Raw genomic sequence first — 15,956 nt, 5'->3', positions numbered from 1 at the left:
ATCATTCTTTTGTACCTGCTTTTTTTATGAAAAACCACGAAAAATCAGAGTAAATTTGGATGAAAAATTGTCCGAGTTTTCAAATAAATTTATGTAATATAGACAAAAGACTTTTGAACTTATTGACTTCTATCCTTTAACTATCATATAATTCAAAATAACTGATTAGGTGAGAGTATAGAGATAGAGAAAATAGTTTAAGAGAACAAAGGGAAAAGGTATGAACAAGATTCAAAAAATTGAATCGAGGCTTCTTAGAGTAATAAAAAGATGCTTGAGAAACTGGAAAAGAAAGCAAAAGAAAAAACAGGTTCGAAAAAGCAGAAAAAGGGTTAGAACTAGAAGAGAGATTCAAACGAGAAAGACGTCAGGCAAGGTAGCACAGAGAAAAACGGGGAAAACAGGTAGTCAGCACAGACAGTCACAGGCAAGACGAAAAAATGAAAGAAAAATTCAGGAAAAAAGACGACAGTTTATTTTGAAAACTGCTGCGTTTGCGGCGGTGGGAGTATTATCTGCGGCAGGAGTATTTCTGGTTAAAAAACTTACTATACAGGCTGAGGCTTCTTCAGCAAAATCGGTAGAGACTGTAGTAGAAAAAGCACAGGAAGAAAATACCAGACAATACATGTATGGGATTGAATCCATTATTTCCGGTGTCTGTATCAGTCAGGACACAGATAGTGAGGTAAATAAATTAGGAACGTCTTGTGAAGCAGTTTTAGTTGGTCAGCGTGTTGGGAAAAATCAGCAGGAATCGAATCTTGATTTTAGTAAAGTGGCAGCTGATACCGTAGAAAAACTGGAGAATCATTCGTTAGATGTGGAACAGTATTTAAAAGTGACAGACAGAGATTATGAAACTCTGTTAAAGATTGCAGAAGCAGAAGCAGGTGGAGAAGATACAGAAGGAAAAATCATGGTGGCGAATGTTATTTTCAATCGTTTGCAGAGTCCGATTTTTCCAGACAGCATTTATGATATTGTGTGGCAGAATACCGACGGAACTGCTCAGTTTTCACCGACAGCAGATGGAAGAATTAATACCGTTACTGTTTCAGAAGATACCAGAGAAGCAGTCAATCGTGCAATTGATGGAGAAGATTATTCACAGGGAGCATTGTTTTTTATGCAGGAAGAATATTCGGATTCAGACAATGTAAGTTGGTTTAAAAGGGATTTGGAATTTTTATTTAAACATGGTGTTCATGCCTTTTATACATATCCGGAAAAGACATTGAAAGAATTAGAAGCGAATGCTTCTTCAAAAAAGACAGAAGAAGAAAAAGAAGAGCCAGATGATTCTTCAACGAAAACAGAAACTTCAACGGAAACAAAAATTTCGCCTAAAAAGAAAGAGAAATCTTCCAAAAAAGGAAAGACATCTACAGATGAGACATCGAAAAAGACAAGCAAATCCGATGCAATTTAAATGTAAGTAAGTTGCAAGATATGCTAATTGAAAGAATAGAAGTGTATCTTGACTTAATAAATAAGGAAAGGACAAAAAGACAATGGAAATTTTGTACAAAAGCACAAGGGGAACAGGAGAATGTGTAACAGCTTCTCAGGCAATTTTAAAAGGATTATCAGACGATGGTGGATTATTTGTTCCTACACAGATTCCGGTTTTGGATATTCCTGTAGAGAAACTTGCATCCATGACTTATCAGGAAATCGCTTATGAGGTTATGAGTCGTTTCCTTACAGATTTTACAGAAGACGAATTAAAAGCATGTATTGAAAGAGCTTATGATTCTAAATTTGATACAAAGGAAATTGCACCGGTGAAAAAGGCAGATGGTGCTTATTATCTGGAACTTTTCCATGGGGCAACGATTGCATTTAAAGACATGGCACTTTCTATTCTGCCACATCTTCTTACTACTTCTGCAAAGAAAAATAATGTAAAAAATGAAATTGTAATTCTGACCGCAACTTCTGGAGATACCGGAAAAGCTGCTATGGCTGGCTTTGCTGATGTTCCGGGAACGAAAATCATTGTATTTTATCCGAAAAATGGTGTCAGCCCGGTTCAGGAAAAACAGATGGTAACACAAAAAGGAAATAATACTTACGTTGTTGGAATCACAGGAAACTTTGACGATGCTCAGACAGGCGTTAAGAAAATGTTTAATGATAAGAATATGGCAGAAGAGCTTTCAAATGCAGGATATCAATTCTCATCAGCGAACTCTATTAATATTGGACGTCTTGTTCCACAGATTGTGTATTACGTATATGCTTATGCAACCTTATATAAAAATGGAGAAATAAAAGCAGGTGAAAAGATTAATGTCACTGTTCCAACTGGAAACTTTGGAAATATTCTTGCTGCATTCTATGCAAAGAATATGGGACTTCCGATTGAAAAATTAATCTGTGCATCCAATGAAAACAAAGTATTATATGATTTCTTCAGCACAGGAAGTTACGACAGAAACAGAGACTTCATCTTAACAACTTCTCCATCTATGGATATTTTAATTTCCAGTAACTTAGAACGTCTGATTTATCGTATTGCTGGTGAAGATGCAGATAAAACAAGAGAAATGATGAATGAGTTATCCAAAGATGGAAAATATGAAATCACTGCCGAGATGCGTGCGCAGTTAAAAGATTTCTATGGAAATTATGCAACAGAAGAAGAAACTGCCAAAATTATTAAAAAACTGTATGAAGATACGGGATATGTCATTGATACGCATACAGCAGTTGCAGCCTGCGTTTATGAAAAATATAAAACAGCTACAAAAGATGATACAAAGACAGTCATTGCTTCTACTGCAAGTCCATTTAAATTTACACGTAGTGTAATGGATGCAATTGATCATAAATATGATGCAATGGAGGATTTTGAACTGATTGATAAGTTATCTGAAATTGCAAATGTGAAAGTTCCAAATGCAATTGAAGAAATCCGTACTGCTCCGGTACTGCATGATACAGTGGTAGAGGTAGCAGAGATGCCGGCAATTGTAAAAAAATTGTTGAACGCTTAAGGTTTAATGAGAGAAAATGTTGACTTTTTAGTTATTACATGAGATAATACTTGAGAATTTAGAAAAACTTTCATAAAAAACCAATTTTTATTCAGTAATTTTTGTTGAAAAACTTCATATACTAGAGTATAATGAAATCACGAAGTAATCCTGGGTTGTGCGATGCTCCTATTATTTTTGAACCTACATTTACTTTAAACGGGATTCCTATATTGCCAGTTGGATGTCAGGCCGTCATTGCGCAGCGGAAGGCAGAAGAATGGTTGCGGTCACCCACCTAGCAACAGCTAGGAGTCAGAAGATAGGAAACGGCATCTCGGGATTACTTAATTTTATGTTTGAAATTAGGGAGAAAACAGATGGCAATCACAAAACAGAGTTTCGGAAAGAGTACGGATGGAACAGAAGTTTTTCTTTATGAGATTACAAATACATCCGGAGCAACGATGAAGGTAACAGATTTTGGAGCAATTTTGGTAAGTCTTATGGTACCGGATGAAAATCATAAATTAAGAGATGTTGTTTTAGGCTATGATACTGTAGAAGGATATTATGAAAATCCGCCTCATTTTGGTTCTCCAATCGGAAGAAATGGTAACCGTATTGGAAATGCTTCTTTTACAATTGATGGTGTGACTTATCAGTTGGAAAAAAATGATAATGGAAAAAATAATTTACATAGTGGCCCGAATTTCTATCGTACCAGAGTGTGGGATGTTGTAGAAATAGATGCAGAGAAAAACAGTATTACATTTTCTATTAAGAGCCCACATTTAGACCAGGGATTTCCGGGAAACTTTACTGCCTTTGTTTCTTATACATTGACGGAAAAGAACGAATTGGTATTGGATTATAAAGGAACTGCAGATAAAGATACGATTGTAAATATGACCAATCATTCTTATTTTAACCTGGCAGGACATGATGCAGGTGCAGAAAGTGTAATGAATCATATCGTTCAGATTCATGCAGAAGAATATACGCCAACCGATAAACTGTTAATTCCGACAGGTGAAATTGCACCGGTAGCAGGAACACCAATGGATTTTACAACACCGAAGAAGATTGGACAGGATGTAGATGCAGATTTTGAACAGCTTATTATGGCAGGTGGATATGACCATAATTATGCTTTAACCCGTAAAAAAGGTGAAATGAGAGAAGCCGCTGTAGTTTGGTGTGAGGAATCTGGTATTCAGATGAAAGTTTATACAGACCTTCCGGGAATGCAGTTTTATATCGGTAATTTTATTGAACAGGAAAATGGGAAAGCTGGATGTGTTTATGGAAAGAGAAGTGGTTTCTGTATGGAAACGCAGTATTATCCAAATGCATGTAATGAAGAAAAATTTGAAAGCTCTTTATTAAAAGCCGGAGAAGAATATCATACTACTACAGTTTATGCATTTTCTACGAAATAAAAAATAAAAAGTTTGTATGCCCGTCAAATTGTATTTTATCTTAAAATGGAATACTGTTTGGCGGGCTTTTGTACCAAAATGCAGATATTTGAAAAAGAATATCTGCATTTTTTTTCTCATATACTTAAGCTGAAATTTTATTTGACCGGAGCTTAGGGATGAATCGAAACTATCTGATTATCTGCTTATGCTGTGTTCTTGCTCTGAATGGATTAGGAATACAAGAACTGAAAAAACAAAGAATAGAGTTAAAACCAGAAACAGAAGAGCTGATAAAAAGGGAAAATGAAAAAAAAGTGATACAAAGAAACTCTAAAGAAAAAATGGAAGAAACGTCGGAAAGCAAATCAGAATCCGAAGAAAAAAGAACAAATGCAGAAAAATCAGAAACAAAAGAAGCAAATCAGGAGTTAGAAATTTCAGTTGCAATTATGACAGGACAGTATACATCTTATTTTCATGAGCGGGTAGAGTTAGAGTTTGAAACAGATTATCAGGAAGAAAACGGTGGAAAACTTTATTTAGCAAACGAAAAACTGGTTTTAGAAAAAGAAGAGGAATTGCCAGAAGCGGGAAGGCTGGTGTTATCGCCTGTTGATCGGACTAAAGAAAATAGAATCAGAGTATTGTCGGTAGAACGAGGACAAGGAACACCGTCTTATGGGGGAACACTTATTATTGGAAAAGAAAAAGATGGCTGGTATATGGTAAACAGACTACCGTTAGAAGAATATCTTTATGGTGTAGTACCAAGCGAAATGCCTTCTGACTATGAAAAAGAAGCCCTAAAAGCGCAGGCAGTCTGTGCAAGGACGTATGCCTGGATGCAGATGCAGAAAAATCAGGATCCGGTTGGGATTGGTATCGCTCAGGTAGATGACAGTGTTTCTTATCAGGTTTATCAAAATTCAGGAGAGTCTGAGCCAGCCAAAAAAGCAGTAAATGAGACAAAGGGAGAGATTTTAACAAAAGACGGACAGCCGATTACTGCTTACTATTTTTCTACTTCTCATGGAAAGACGAGTACAAACGCAGTTTGGGAAGCATCTGCTCCGGTCAGTTATTTAAAAAGTGTAGAATGTAAATTCGATGCGTCTGTGCCGTGGTATCAGTGGAAAGTATACTTTTCAAGTGAAAGACTGCTTGAACAGGCAAAAAACAAACTTCCAGACGCATCAGTGCTTGAAAAAATGGAAATTGAGAAAACAGGAGAAGCAGATGCTGTTTTAAAATTAAAAATAGAGACAGATATAGGTGTCATTCAACTTGGAAATGAATATGAGATACGTGAATTTTTAAGTCCACAGAATCTTGAAATCGTACGCCAAGATGAATCAACAGTAAAAGGGGGCAAACTGCTTCCAAGTGCCTATTTTACCTTGGAAGCACAGATAGATGAAAATGGAAAACCGCAAGGTTATATGATTCATGGAGGAGGATATGGGCACGGAGTGGGAATGAGTCAGAATGGGGCAAATCAAATGGCAAAGCTTGGAAATAATTATCAAGAGATTTTGAATTATTTTTATCAAGAGGTAGAGATTGCCCCAATTAGTGGGGTGTGATATAATGAGCGTTAGCCGGTTAAAGCAGGTAAAGAGAAAAATATAGTTTAAACCGAGTCAGGTAGCAAAACAGATTGCGAATATCTGCTTGTGAATAGTTGCTTAATAGTAAGTAATAGATAATAAAGGAAAACAGGAAAAAACATTGAGACAAGGATTTTAAATAAATGAGAATAGTCAAAAAAATAATTCGTGATATCTGGGGGTTTTCAAGAAGTATCAGCGAAAAGCATGTACCGGCTTATGCTGCGCAGGCAGCTTATTTTATTATTTTATCATTTATTCCGTTTACATTGCTTTTAATGACTTCCATAAGATATACTCAGTTGAATCGTGAAGAAGTGGTTGGAGCAATTATGCAGGTGATTCCGGATAACCTGCATGAGTTTATACAGGGAATTGTAGATGAAGTATATAATAAATCTGTCAGCATTGTGCCGGTGTCAGCAGTGATGGCAATTTGGTCATCTGGAAAAGGTGTGCAGGCTTTAACAAATGGGTTTAATTGTATTTATTCTGTCTCTGAGACACGAAATTATATTTTAACCAGGATTCGTTCTGCTGCCTATACGTTATTGTTTGTGATTGGAATTATTCTGACCCTTACTTTACAGGTGTTTGGAAATACACTGCAAAGAGAATTAAGACGGCATTTTCCGTTTTTGAATAAATTGGTTTCAATGATTATCAGCATGAGATTAGTGATTACACTTGCAACTTTGTGCGGAGTGTTTTTGATTCTATATAAATTTGTTCCAAATAGAAAGGCAACATTTCGTAGTCAGTTTCCGGGTGCTGTATTTTCATCCGTGTGCTGGGTTGCATTTTCCATGGGATTTTCTTTGTATTTTGAATTTTTTAATAAAACATCGAATATGTATGGAAGCATGACAACTATTATTCTGATTCTTTTGTGGATGTATATCTGTATGAATATTGTAATGATAGGTGCTTCAATTAATCATTATTTTGAGAAACGCTTTCGCTGGATGCATCAGGTTGCAACGAATACAATCAAACGAGAGTATCAGCAGTTTGTGCAGCATGCAGAGGAATTTGCGGGAGAAAAGCGCCAGGAATGGACAGGAGACGAAAAAAAGAGTAAAAAAGAAAAGAAATAGCAGATAGTATTTCTTGACAGAAAACAGAGAAATGACTATCATTATAGGTTGGTGTGCAGCAGATGATATTAGGTGGGGAAAATAATTAGGATACTTAGTTAGGTTATCTGGCGAGTTAGAGAAAGGTTTTAGATAAGTTATGAAACTTTATGTAATACGTCATGGAGAAACAACATGGAATGTAGAAAGAAAACTTCAGGGAGCATCGGATACAGAGTTAAATAAAAATGGAATTGCGCTTGCTATAAAAACAGGAAAAGCGATGAAAGAGATTCCGTTTGACTTATGTTTTACAAGTCCGTTAAAAAGAGCGAAACATACAGCACAGCTGGTACTGGGAGATAGAAAAGACGTGCCGATGATTGAGGATGTACGTCTTCGTGAGATTTCATTTGGTGAGTGGGAGGGAAAAGACTCCAGATTATTACCGGCAGAAATGCTCGATAACTTTTTTCATCATACCGAAGCATATCAGCCTCCCAAAAATGCGGAATCATTAGAATCCATTTGTAAAAGAACACAGGAATTTTATGAAGAATTGATTCAAAAAGAGGAACTTCAGGATAAAACAATTTTAATTGCATCCCATGGATGTGCAGTAAGAGCTCTGCTTCAAAATGTATATGAAAATCCATCTATTGAAAATTTCTGGAGAGGTTGTGTACCTCCAAATTGTAGTGTTAATATCATAGAAGTGAAAAATAAGATTTCAAAATTAATAGAAGAAGATAAAATATTTTGATCGAATCAAGTAGCAAAGAGGATTGTAAATATCCGCTTGAATTACAAGAAAGAAAAGGAGAAACCGATGAAAACATCAGATTTTTATTATGATTTACCGGAAGAATTAATTGCGCAGGACCCGCTTGAAGATCGTTCTTCTTCCAGATTAATGTGTCTGGATAAAAAAAGTGGTGAGTTGAAGCATACAAATTTTAAACATATTATTGATTATTTAAATAAGGGAGACTGTCTGGTTATCAATGATACCAAAGTCATTCCGGCAAGACTTTATGGAAGTAAGGTTGGAACAAATGCCGGAATTGAAATTTTGCTTTTAAAAAGAAAAGATGGAAATGTATGGGAAACATTGGTAAAACCAGGAAAGAAGGCAAAACCAGGAACAAAAATCAGTTTTGGAGACGGTTTATTAATTGGAGAAGTTATTGATATTGTAGAAGAGGGAAACCGCCTGATTCGTTTTAGTTATGAAGGGATCTTTGAAGAAATTCTTGATAAACTTGGAGAAATGCCGCTTCCTCCATATATTACCCATAAGCTTCAGGATAAGGGACGTTATCAGACGGTCTATGCAAAACATGAGGGAAGTGCAGCAGCACCAACAGCAGGGCTTCATTTTACAAAGGAATTATTAGAGCAGATTAAAGAAAAAGGGATAAATATTGCACATGTTACCCTTCATGTCGGACTTGGAACATTTCGTCCGGTAAAAGTAGATGATGTAGAAAAACATCACATGCATTCTGAATTTTATGTAGTAGAAGAAGAACAGGCAAAATTAATTAATGATACTAAAAAAGCTGGTAAAAAAGTAATTGCGGTTGGAACAACAAGTTGTCGTACATTGGAGTCTGCAACAGATGAAAATGGAATCCTTCAGGCAAAAAGCGGATGGACAGAGATTTTTATTTATCCGGGATATCAATTTAAAATGATTGATGAACTGATTACAAATTTCCATCTTCCGGAATCTACCTTACTGATGCTGGTTTCTGCACTGGCAGGGAAAGAAAATATTATGCATGCTTATGAAGAAGCTGTAAAGGAAAAATATCGTTTCTTTTCCTTTGGGGATGCGATGTATATTCATGATTAAATTAAGATTTGATAAAAAAAGAGATTTATAAAAAAAGAGATTTATAAAAAAGATGTTCTGTTCACTAAGAAACGTGGCAGAACATCTTTTTATTTTTGACTTGATTAAAACAAAAAGGAAATCGTTTATTTAGCGGAGCAAATCACGATAGAATCCTGGATAAGAGATATTAACACAATCTGCATTGGTAATTTCTGTTTCACCGTCTGCAACCAGTCCGGCAACTGCAAAGGACATGGCAATGCGGTGGTCGAGATGGCTGTCTAAAACAGCACCATGAAGTGGTTTTCCTCCACGAATAATCATTCCATCCTCTGTACCGGTAATATCACATCCCATTTCGCTTAAATGATGAACGATAATTTCAAGACGGTTGGATTCTTTTACTTTTAACTCTTCTGCATTTCGGATAATCGTTTCTCTATTTGCGCAGGCAGCCATAACTGCAATAACAGGAAGTTCATCAATTAAAGTTGGAATCAGATCCCCTTCAATAACAGTTCCATTTAATTCGCTGTGTTTTACAAGGATGTCTGCGACTGGTTCACCACATTGCGTTCTTGTATTAAGCAATTCTAAGTTTGCCCCCATTTGTCTGCAGACACGTAAAATTCCATCACGAGTTGGATTAATTCCTACATTTTTGATTAAAAGCTCAGAACCTGGAATTAAAAGTCCGGCTGCAATGAAGAAAGCAGCAGAAGAAATGTCTCCCGGAACTTCTACTTTTTGAGCGGTTAAGACTGGTTCCGGTTCAATTGTTGCAGTTGTACCGCAGGTTTGAACAGAAGCACCAAAAGAGGAAAGCATCAGCTCGGAATGATTACGGGATAAAAATGGCTCGGTAACACTGGTTTTTCCATCCGCATAAAGCCCTGCAAAAAGCACACAGGATTTTACCTGGGCAGAAGCAACCGGAGACTGGTAGGAAATTCCCTTTAACGGCGCACCTTTGATATGAAGTGGTGCACATCCATTGTTATGAACACTGGTAATATCAGCACCCATCATAGAGAGTGGTGTCATAATACGTTTCATTGGACGTTTTTGAATCGAAGCATCACCGGTAAGGTCGCAGGAAAAGTTTTGTCCGGCTAAAATACCGGAAATTAATCTTGTCGTTGTACCACTGTTTCCGGCATCTAAAATTTCTTTTGGAGCACTTAAACCGTGCAGTCCCTTTCCATGAACCAGAATTTCACTTTCTGTTTCTTCAATTTCAATCCCCATTTTTTGAAAACAGGAAATGGTAGAGAGGCAGTCAGCACCTTTTAAAAAGTTTGTAATCGAAGTAGTACCATTGGCAAGAGCACCAAGCATAATGCCTCTGTGGGAGATGGATTTATCTCCAGGTACGGTAATTTCTCCTTTTAGAGGATGGGATTTATGAAATAACATATTGTAAACTCCTAACGCTCATAAATAATATAGTTTCGTTTTCTAAGCTGCTCAGAAGCGGCTTTCAGGGCTTCTTCATCGTAGAAATCAATTTTTAAAACACCTTCATCAAATTCACGATTATGAAGAATGCCAATATTTTTAATGCTGATTCCGTTCATGGACAAAATGGTTGCAATTGTGGCAATTGCACCGGTTTCATCTACGATATCGCAGTACAGTGCGAATTCTTTTTTGATTGGACCACTTGAAGTGTTATCAAAAGAGTTTCGATAGTCTCTTGAAGAAGAAAACATCTGATAAAGTCCATTGGAATCTTTCTGGTCGATCAGGTATTTTGCCTGTACAATTAAGCGGATAAATTCATCTAATACTTTGGAAATGTTATCAGGGTTTTCCAGACAAATCTGCTGCCACATATAAGGGGAGGAAGAAGCAATTCTGGTAATGTCCTTAAATCCTCCGGCTGCAATACTTTTCATGTGTTCATCTGAAGAATCCAGTTTTTGAACCAGATTGACAAGAGAAGAAGCAACAACATGAGGCAAGTGACTGATTGCCGCAGTAATATAGTCATGTTCCTGAGCAGTAAGAATCATAGGAAGTGCTCCAATCGAGCTTACCAGTTCGCTGTACCGGCTGATTTTATCCAGACTGGCTTCCTCTGACGGTGTTAAAATATAATAAGCATTTTCGATTAAATGGTCGGAAGAATAAGCGTAACCTGTTTTTTCACTTCCTGCCATCGGATGTCCGCCGATAAAATTTGCGGCCATGGAGAGTTTCGTGATTTCTTTGTGAATTTCTCCTTTGACACTGCCGACATCTGTTAAAATACAGCCTGGACGGATTTTCGTTTTCAGCCATTTTAAACATTCAATATTGTAGTCTACTGTGGCGCAGAGAAAGATATAATCACAGAGCGAAAATTTGCTGTCCATTTCTTCGCAGGCAATGTCAACAATGCCTTCAAAGACAGCATCGTCTAAAGTTTCCCGTGTTCGATTGTATGCGATAATCTGATAATCTGGGTGGAATTTTTTGATGGCTTTCGCAATAGAACCACCGATTAACCCAAGACCAATAAAACCAATTGTTGTCGTTTCCATGAAAATCTCCTTCTTTTTTCGGTAATCAGACAAGACTGATGCAGTGTCGTCAAAAATGAATCAAATACGGCACAGTCTGTCAAACATAACTATTTTATGACATCTTGAAAGAAAAGTCAACGGTTTGACACTTTAAAGCGTTACGCTGGCACTTTGCATAATGAAAATGAAAAGAAATGAAAAAATACCTTGTTTAAATTGAATAAAATACTTGAAAAATTATTTTTTTTTTAGTAAAATATATACATATTAAATTTTAGGAGGTATTACATATGGACGTTTTTAGAAGTGACAGAATTAGAAATGTGGTCCTGCTTGGTCACGGCGGTTCCGGTAAGACAAGTCTGGTCGAGGCAATGGCTTATTTATCAGGAATAACAAACCGTTTAGGTAAAGTTACAGATGGTAACACGGTCAGTGATTATGATAAAGAGGAAATCAAAAGAAAATTCTCAATCACAACTTCAGTAGTGCCAATCGAATGGGGAAAAGTAAAAATTAATGTGCTGGATACACCAGGCTATTTCGACTTCGTGGGGGAAGTAGAAGAAGCAGTGGCAGCAGCAGATGCAGCAATTATCGTTGTTTCCGGAAAAGCAGGGGTTCAGGTCGGAACACAAAAAGCATGGGAGATGTGTGAAAAATATAATCTGCCTCGTATGTTTTTTGTAACAGAGATGGATTTAGACCATGTCAGTTATCGTAAAGTAGTAGAAGACTTAACGGAACTGTATGGAAAGAAAATTGCACCGATTCACATGCCGATTCGTGAAAATGAACAGTTTGTTGGTTATGTAAATATCGTAAAACAGGCCGGCAGACGCTACGTTGAAAGAGGACAGAAAAAAGAATGTCCGGTTCCGGACTACCTCGAAGAATATCTGGAAAAATACCATGATATCTTAATGGAATCTGTTGCAGAAATCAGTGAAGAATTTATGGAGCGTTATTTTGCAGGAGAAGAATTCTCTGTAGCAGAAGTTTCCGCAGCTCTGAAAATGAATATCTCTGATGGAAGTATTATTCCGGTGTGCATGGGTTCTACCGTAAATGTACAGGGTGTTGCAAACCTGCTTGATGATATTTGCGGTTATTTCCCAAGTCCGGCTCAGAAAACCTGTGCAGGAATGAATATGAAAACAAATGATATCTATGAAGCAAATTATGATTTTGCAAAAGCAAAATCTGCTTATGTATTTAAAACAATTGTTGACCCGTTCATTGGAAAATATTCTCTGATTAAAGTCTGCTCAGGTGTTATCAAAGGGGAAGATACTCTTTATAATCCAACAAAAGATGCAGATGAAAAACCTGGAAAAATCTATGTATTACAGGGTGGAAAACCAATTGAAGTTCCGGAACTTCATGCCGGTGATATCGGTGCAATTGCAAAATTAAATACAGTGGCAACAGGTGATACTCTTTCTACAAGAACGACTCCTGTTGTGTTTGGAAAGACAGAGATTTCTGTTCCATATACCTGCAAACGTTATAAAACTGTGAATAAAGGCGATGAAGATAAAGTATCTCAGGCACTTTCCAGAATGATGCAGGAGGATCAGACACTGCGGATTGAAAATGATTCTGCAAACCGTCAGACCTTGATGTATGGTATCGGAGAACAGCATCTTGACATTGTATGCAGTAAATTAAAAGAACGTTATAAAGTAGATATTGTGCTTTCAAAACCAAAAGTTCCATTTAGAGAAACAATTCGTAAAAAAGCCGACGTAGATGCAAAATATAAGAAACAGTCCGGTGGACATGGACAGTATGGTCATGTAAAAATGACATTTGAACCATCTGGTGATTTAGAGACTCCTTATGTATTTGAACAGACCGTTGTTGGTGGTGCAGTTCCGAAAAACTATTTCCCGGCAGTAGAAAAAGGAATTCAGGAATCAGTCTTAAAAGGACCTTTAGCTTCTTATCCGGTTGTCGGTGTGAAAGCAACTTTATACGATGGTTCTTATCATCCGGTTGACTCTTCTGAAATGGCATTTAAAACAGCCGCAATTCAGGCATTTAAGAAAGGCTTTTTGGAAGCTTCTCCAGTATTGTTAGAGCCGATTGTATCTATGAAAATCAATGTTCCGGACAAATATACCGGTGACGTTATGGGTGATTTGAATAAACGAAGAGGACGTGTTCTTGGAATGAATCCAGATGCCCAGCATAAAGGCTGTACAATCGTAGAAGCGGATATTCCGATGCTTTCGATTTACGGATATTCAACAGACCTGCGCTCTATGACAGGAGGAAGCGGAGTGTTCTCTTATGAGTTTGCCCGTTATGAGCAGGCACCGTCTGATATTCAGGAACAGGAAATTAAAGCTCGTCAGGAAGAAGGAGCAGACGCTTAAAATAATTTAAGAAAACTTAAGAAGATATCTCGAAAGAGTGGGGGCTTTCGGGATATCTTTTTTTTCGGTTTTGTGTTACACTGTACCGTAATACAAAAAAAGAAAGGAATTTAGATTTATGAAAAAGAAATTATTAGCAGGAATTGCTGTTCTTTTGCTGGCATTTTTATATTATTATATTGAACTGCCTGCAATTAATATCCATGAAAGTGGATTCTGGTTTTTCCTTGTCGCAGTAATTGGAATTATTGTGGTTGTTTATGCAATTCGGAAAAGACTTTATGGAACAATTCAATTAAAACAAAGCAAAGGAATCAAAGCAGGTGTTATTTTAATGCTTGGAATCATTGCAGTATATGCGGTGGGTTCTCTGCTTTCTTCTCCAATTATCAATGCAAAGAAATATCAAAATCTTGTGACACCGGAGGAACGGGATTTTACAGAAGATATCCAGGAAATCAGTTTTAATCAGATTCCGCTTCTGGATAAAGATTCTGCAGTATTACTGGGAAATCGAAAAATGGGAAGTATGGTAGATATGGTTTCTCAGTTTGAAGTCAGTGATTTGTATTCTCAGATTAATTATCAGGGACAGCCGTATCGTGTCACACCACTGGTGTATGCAAATGCAATTAAATGGCTGACTAATCAAAAAGACGGAATTCCGGCTTATATTCGGATTGATATGGCAACACAGAATACGGAACTGGTAAAGCTGGAGGATGGAATTAAGTATTCAGAGTCAGAGCTGCTTAATCGGAATATTTACCGACATCTTCGTTTCCGCTATCCGACGTATATGTTTGACCAGTTGAGCTTTGAAATTAATGATGATGGAGTACCATATTGGATTTGTCCGGTAAAGAAATTTAATATTGGTTTATTTGGCGGACAGACTATTGGAAAAGTGGTGCTTTGTAATGCAATTACCGGTGAGACAGAAGAATATAAAATAAAAGACTGTCCGCAGTGGGTAGACCGTGCTTATCCGGCAGACTTATTGATTGACTTATATAACTATCATGGTACATTGAAGAATGGATTTTTTAATAGTGTGCTGGGGCAGAAAGGGTGTTTAAAGACAACCGATGGATATAACTATCTGGCACTTGAAGATGATGTATGGGTTTACACCGGAATTACATCAGTAAGTGGAGATCGTTCCAATGTTGGGTTTGTATTGATGAATCAGCGTACAATGGAAACCAGATATTATTCCTGTGCCGGAGCAGAGGAATATTCTGCTATGGAATCGGCAGAAGGACAGGTACAGAACTTAAAATATACCGCAGCTTTTCCATTGTTATTAAATATTTCAAACGAGCCGACTTATTTTATGGCACTCAAGGACGGAGCCGGTCTGGTGAAAAAATATGCGATGGTTAATATTCAGAAATATCAAAATGTTGCAATCGGTGATACCGTATCAGAGTGTGAGAAAGCTTATATCAAACTGCTTGCCTCTAATGGAATTACTTCAACAGATGAAAAAAGTACAGGAACAAATGAAATCAGTGGAAAAATCAAGAGAATTGGACAGGCGGTCATGGATGGAAATTCCCATTTTTATCTTGCATTGGAAGAAAACGATGAGGTTTATGATGTGCCAGTCGTGGATTATCCGGAAATTGTGACTTATGATGTGGGAGATGAGATTACTCTGGAATATAGTGAAGATTCACCGGCAAATGTAGTTCTTGGAATAAAATAAAGTGGTTTTTTGGATTCTTACTTGACAAATACAAGGGTTCTGGGTAGAATAACAATAGTTAAAGAGAGTAGAAAATACTCTGAAACATGAAAAAAACATTGAAGAGGAAGAGTACACATGGTTCTTTAATACAGAGAGCTGCCGGCAGGTGAAAGGCAGTGAGAAGAAATGTGGAACTGGCCTTGGAGTTCCTTTGCAGAACGGAAGAATTTCTTAGTAAGAAAAGGCGGGAGTTCCCGTTACAGAATCAATGAGTGCATCTGTAGATATAGAGATACAGATGAATTAGAGTGGTACCACGGAATGAATCTAAGACCCTTTCGTCTCTAAAAGTTTAGTGACAAAAGGGTCTTTTTTATTTCATGGTAAATAATGTATTCTCAGAGTCTTTTTAGAGTTAGTAAAGGACTTTGAAAGCGCATAATAACA

At 37.0% G+C, this 15,956-nt stretch carries 11 protein-coding genes, 1 other RNA gene and 1 other annotated feature; of the genes, 10 read left to right on the top strand and 2 right to left on the bottom strand.

Annotated elements, in window-relative coordinates; translation table 11 throughout:
* Positions 1-220: 220 nt before the first annotated feature.
* The 8 genes from ACYQ2D_RS01915 to queA all read left to right on the top strand — a co-directional run bounded on the left by ACYQ2D_RS01915 (position 221) and on the right by queA (position 8,946).
* Positions 221-1,432, top strand: a complete 1,212-nt coding sequence (locus tag ACYQ2D_RS01915) for a cell wall hydrolase (protein WP_459784490.1) — start codon at positions 221-223, stop codon at positions 1,430-1,432.
* 82 nt (positions 1,433-1,514) lie between these two features.
* The gene (thrC, locus tag ACYQ2D_RS01910; RefSeq protein ID WP_022302859.1) at positions 1,515-3,002 is read left to right on the top strand and encodes a threonine synthase; all 1,488 of its coding nucleotides are present in this window, start codon (positions 1,515-1,517) and stop codon (positions 3,000-3,002) included.
* A 144-nt stretch (positions 3,003-3,146) separates the two neighbouring features.
* A non-coding RNA gene (ssrS, locus tag ACYQ2D_RS01905) (6S RNA) lies at positions 3,147-3,329 on the top strand.
* A 32-nt stretch (positions 3,330-3,361) separates the two neighbouring features.
* Complete coding sequence (locus tag ACYQ2D_RS01900; RefSeq protein WP_459784489.1) at positions 3,362-4,423, top strand: aldose epimerase family protein; 1,062 nt, start codon at positions 3,362-3,364, stop codon at positions 4,421-4,423.
* 158 nt (positions 4,424-4,581) lie between these two features.
* The gene (locus tag ACYQ2D_RS01895; RefSeq protein WP_459784488.1) at positions 4,582-5,988 is read left to right on the top strand and encodes a SpoIID/LytB domain-containing protein; all 1,407 of its coding nucleotides are present in this window, start codon (positions 4,582-4,584) and stop codon (positions 5,986-5,988) included.
* Between the two features lie 167 nt (positions 5,989-6,155).
* On the top strand, positions 6,156-7,109 hold the full coding sequence (locus tag ACYQ2D_RS01890) for a YihY/virulence factor BrkB family protein (RefSeq protein WP_459784487.1): 954 nt from the start codon (positions 6,156-6,158) through the stop codon (positions 7,107-7,109).
* 139 nt (positions 7,110-7,248) lie between these two features.
* Positions 7,249-7,851, top strand: a complete 603-nt coding sequence (locus ACYQ2D_RS01885) for a histidine phosphatase family protein (protein ID WP_117455586.1) — start codon at positions 7,249-7,251, stop codon at positions 7,849-7,851.
* A 66-nt stretch (positions 7,852-7,917) separates the two neighbouring features.
* On the top strand, positions 7,918-8,946 hold the full coding sequence (gene queA, locus ACYQ2D_RS01880) for a tRNA preQ1(34) S-adenosylmethionine ribosyltransferase-isomerase QueA (RefSeq protein WP_459784486.1): 1,029 nt from the start codon (positions 7,918-7,920) through the stop codon (positions 8,944-8,946).
* 129 nt (positions 8,947-9,075) lie between these two features.
* Here the strand turns inward: queA and aroA are convergent, their stop codons facing one another.
* Complete coding sequence (gene aroA, locus ACYQ2D_RS01875; RefSeq protein WP_459784485.1) at positions 9,076-10,344, bottom strand: 3-phosphoshikimate 1-carboxyvinyltransferase; 1,269 nt, start codon at positions 10,342-10,344, stop codon at positions 9,076-9,078.
* 11 nt (positions 10,345-10,355) lie between these two features.
* On the bottom strand, positions 10,356-11,453 hold the full coding sequence (locus ACYQ2D_RS01870; protein ID WP_022303389.1) for a prephenate dehydrogenase: 1,098 nt from the start codon (positions 11,451-11,453) through the stop codon (positions 10,356-10,358).
* Positions 11,454-11,725: 272 nt separating this feature from the next.
* On the opposite strand from ACYQ2D_RS01870, the gene ACYQ2D_RS01865 reads away from it, so the two are divergent.
* Both ACYQ2D_RS01865 and ACYQ2D_RS01860 read left to right on the top strand, forming a co-directional pair.
* Complete coding sequence (locus tag ACYQ2D_RS01865) at positions 11,726-13,816, top strand: elongation factor G (protein ID WP_022303388.1); 2,091 nt, start codon at positions 11,726-11,728, stop codon at positions 13,814-13,816.
* Positions 13,817-13,934: 118 nt separating this feature from the next.
* Entirely contained in the window at positions 13,935-15,527 is a 1,593-nt protein-coding gene (locus tag ACYQ2D_RS01860; RefSeq protein ID WP_459784484.1) for a CvpA family protein, read from the top strand.
* Positions 15,528-15,616: 89 nt separating this feature from the next.
* Positions 15,617-15,858, top strand: a binding site (T-box leader).
* The last annotated feature ends 98 nt before the right edge of the window (positions 15,859-15,956 follow it).

It is taken from the genome of Blautia stercoris, from assembly GCF_054657695.1.
This window is presented reverse-complemented; position numbering and strand designations above follow the sequence as displayed.

Bases quoted from the DNA above. Each gene is read 5' to 3' on its own strand.
- ACYQ2D_RS01865 (WP_022303388.1), top strand. From the start codon at position 11,726: ATGGACGTTTTTAGAAGTGACAGAATTAGAAATGTGGTCCTGCTTGGT.
- ACYQ2D_RS01895 (WP_459784488.1), top strand. From the start codon at position 4,582: ATGAATCGAAACTATCTGATTATCTGCTTATGCTGTGTTCTTGCTCTG.
- thrC (WP_022302859.1), top strand. From the start codon at position 1,515: ATGGAAATTTTGTACAAAAGCACAAGGGGAACAGGAGAATGTGTAACA.
- queA (WP_459784486.1), top strand. From the start codon at position 7,918: ATGAAAACATCAGATTTTTATTATGATTTACCGGAAGAATTAATTGCG.
- ACYQ2D_RS01870 (WP_022303389.1), bottom strand. From the start codon at position 11,453: ATGGAAACGACAACAATTGGTTTTATTGGTCTTGGGTTAATCGGTGGT.
- ACYQ2D_RS01890 (WP_459784487.1), top strand. From the start codon at position 6,156: ATGAGAATAGTCAAAAAAATAATTCGTGATATCTGGGGGTTTTCAAGA.
- ACYQ2D_RS01900 (WP_459784489.1), top strand. From the start codon at position 3,362: ATGGCAATCACAAAACAGAGTTTCGGAAAGAGTACGGATGGAACAGAA.
- ACYQ2D_RS01915 (WP_459784490.1), top strand. From the start codon at position 221: ATGAACAAGATTCAAAAAATTGAATCGAGGCTTCTTAGAGTAATAAAA.
- ACYQ2D_RS01860 (WP_459784484.1), top strand. From the start codon at position 13,935: ATGAAAAAGAAATTATTAGCAGGAATTGCTGTTCTTTTGCTGGCATTT.
- aroA (WP_459784485.1), bottom strand. From the start codon at position 10,344: ATGTTATTTCATAAATCCCATCCTCTAAAAGGAGAAATTACCGTACCT.
- ACYQ2D_RS01885 (WP_117455586.1), top strand. From the start codon at position 7,249: ATGAAACTTTATGTAATACGTCATGGAGAAACAACATGGAATGTAGAA.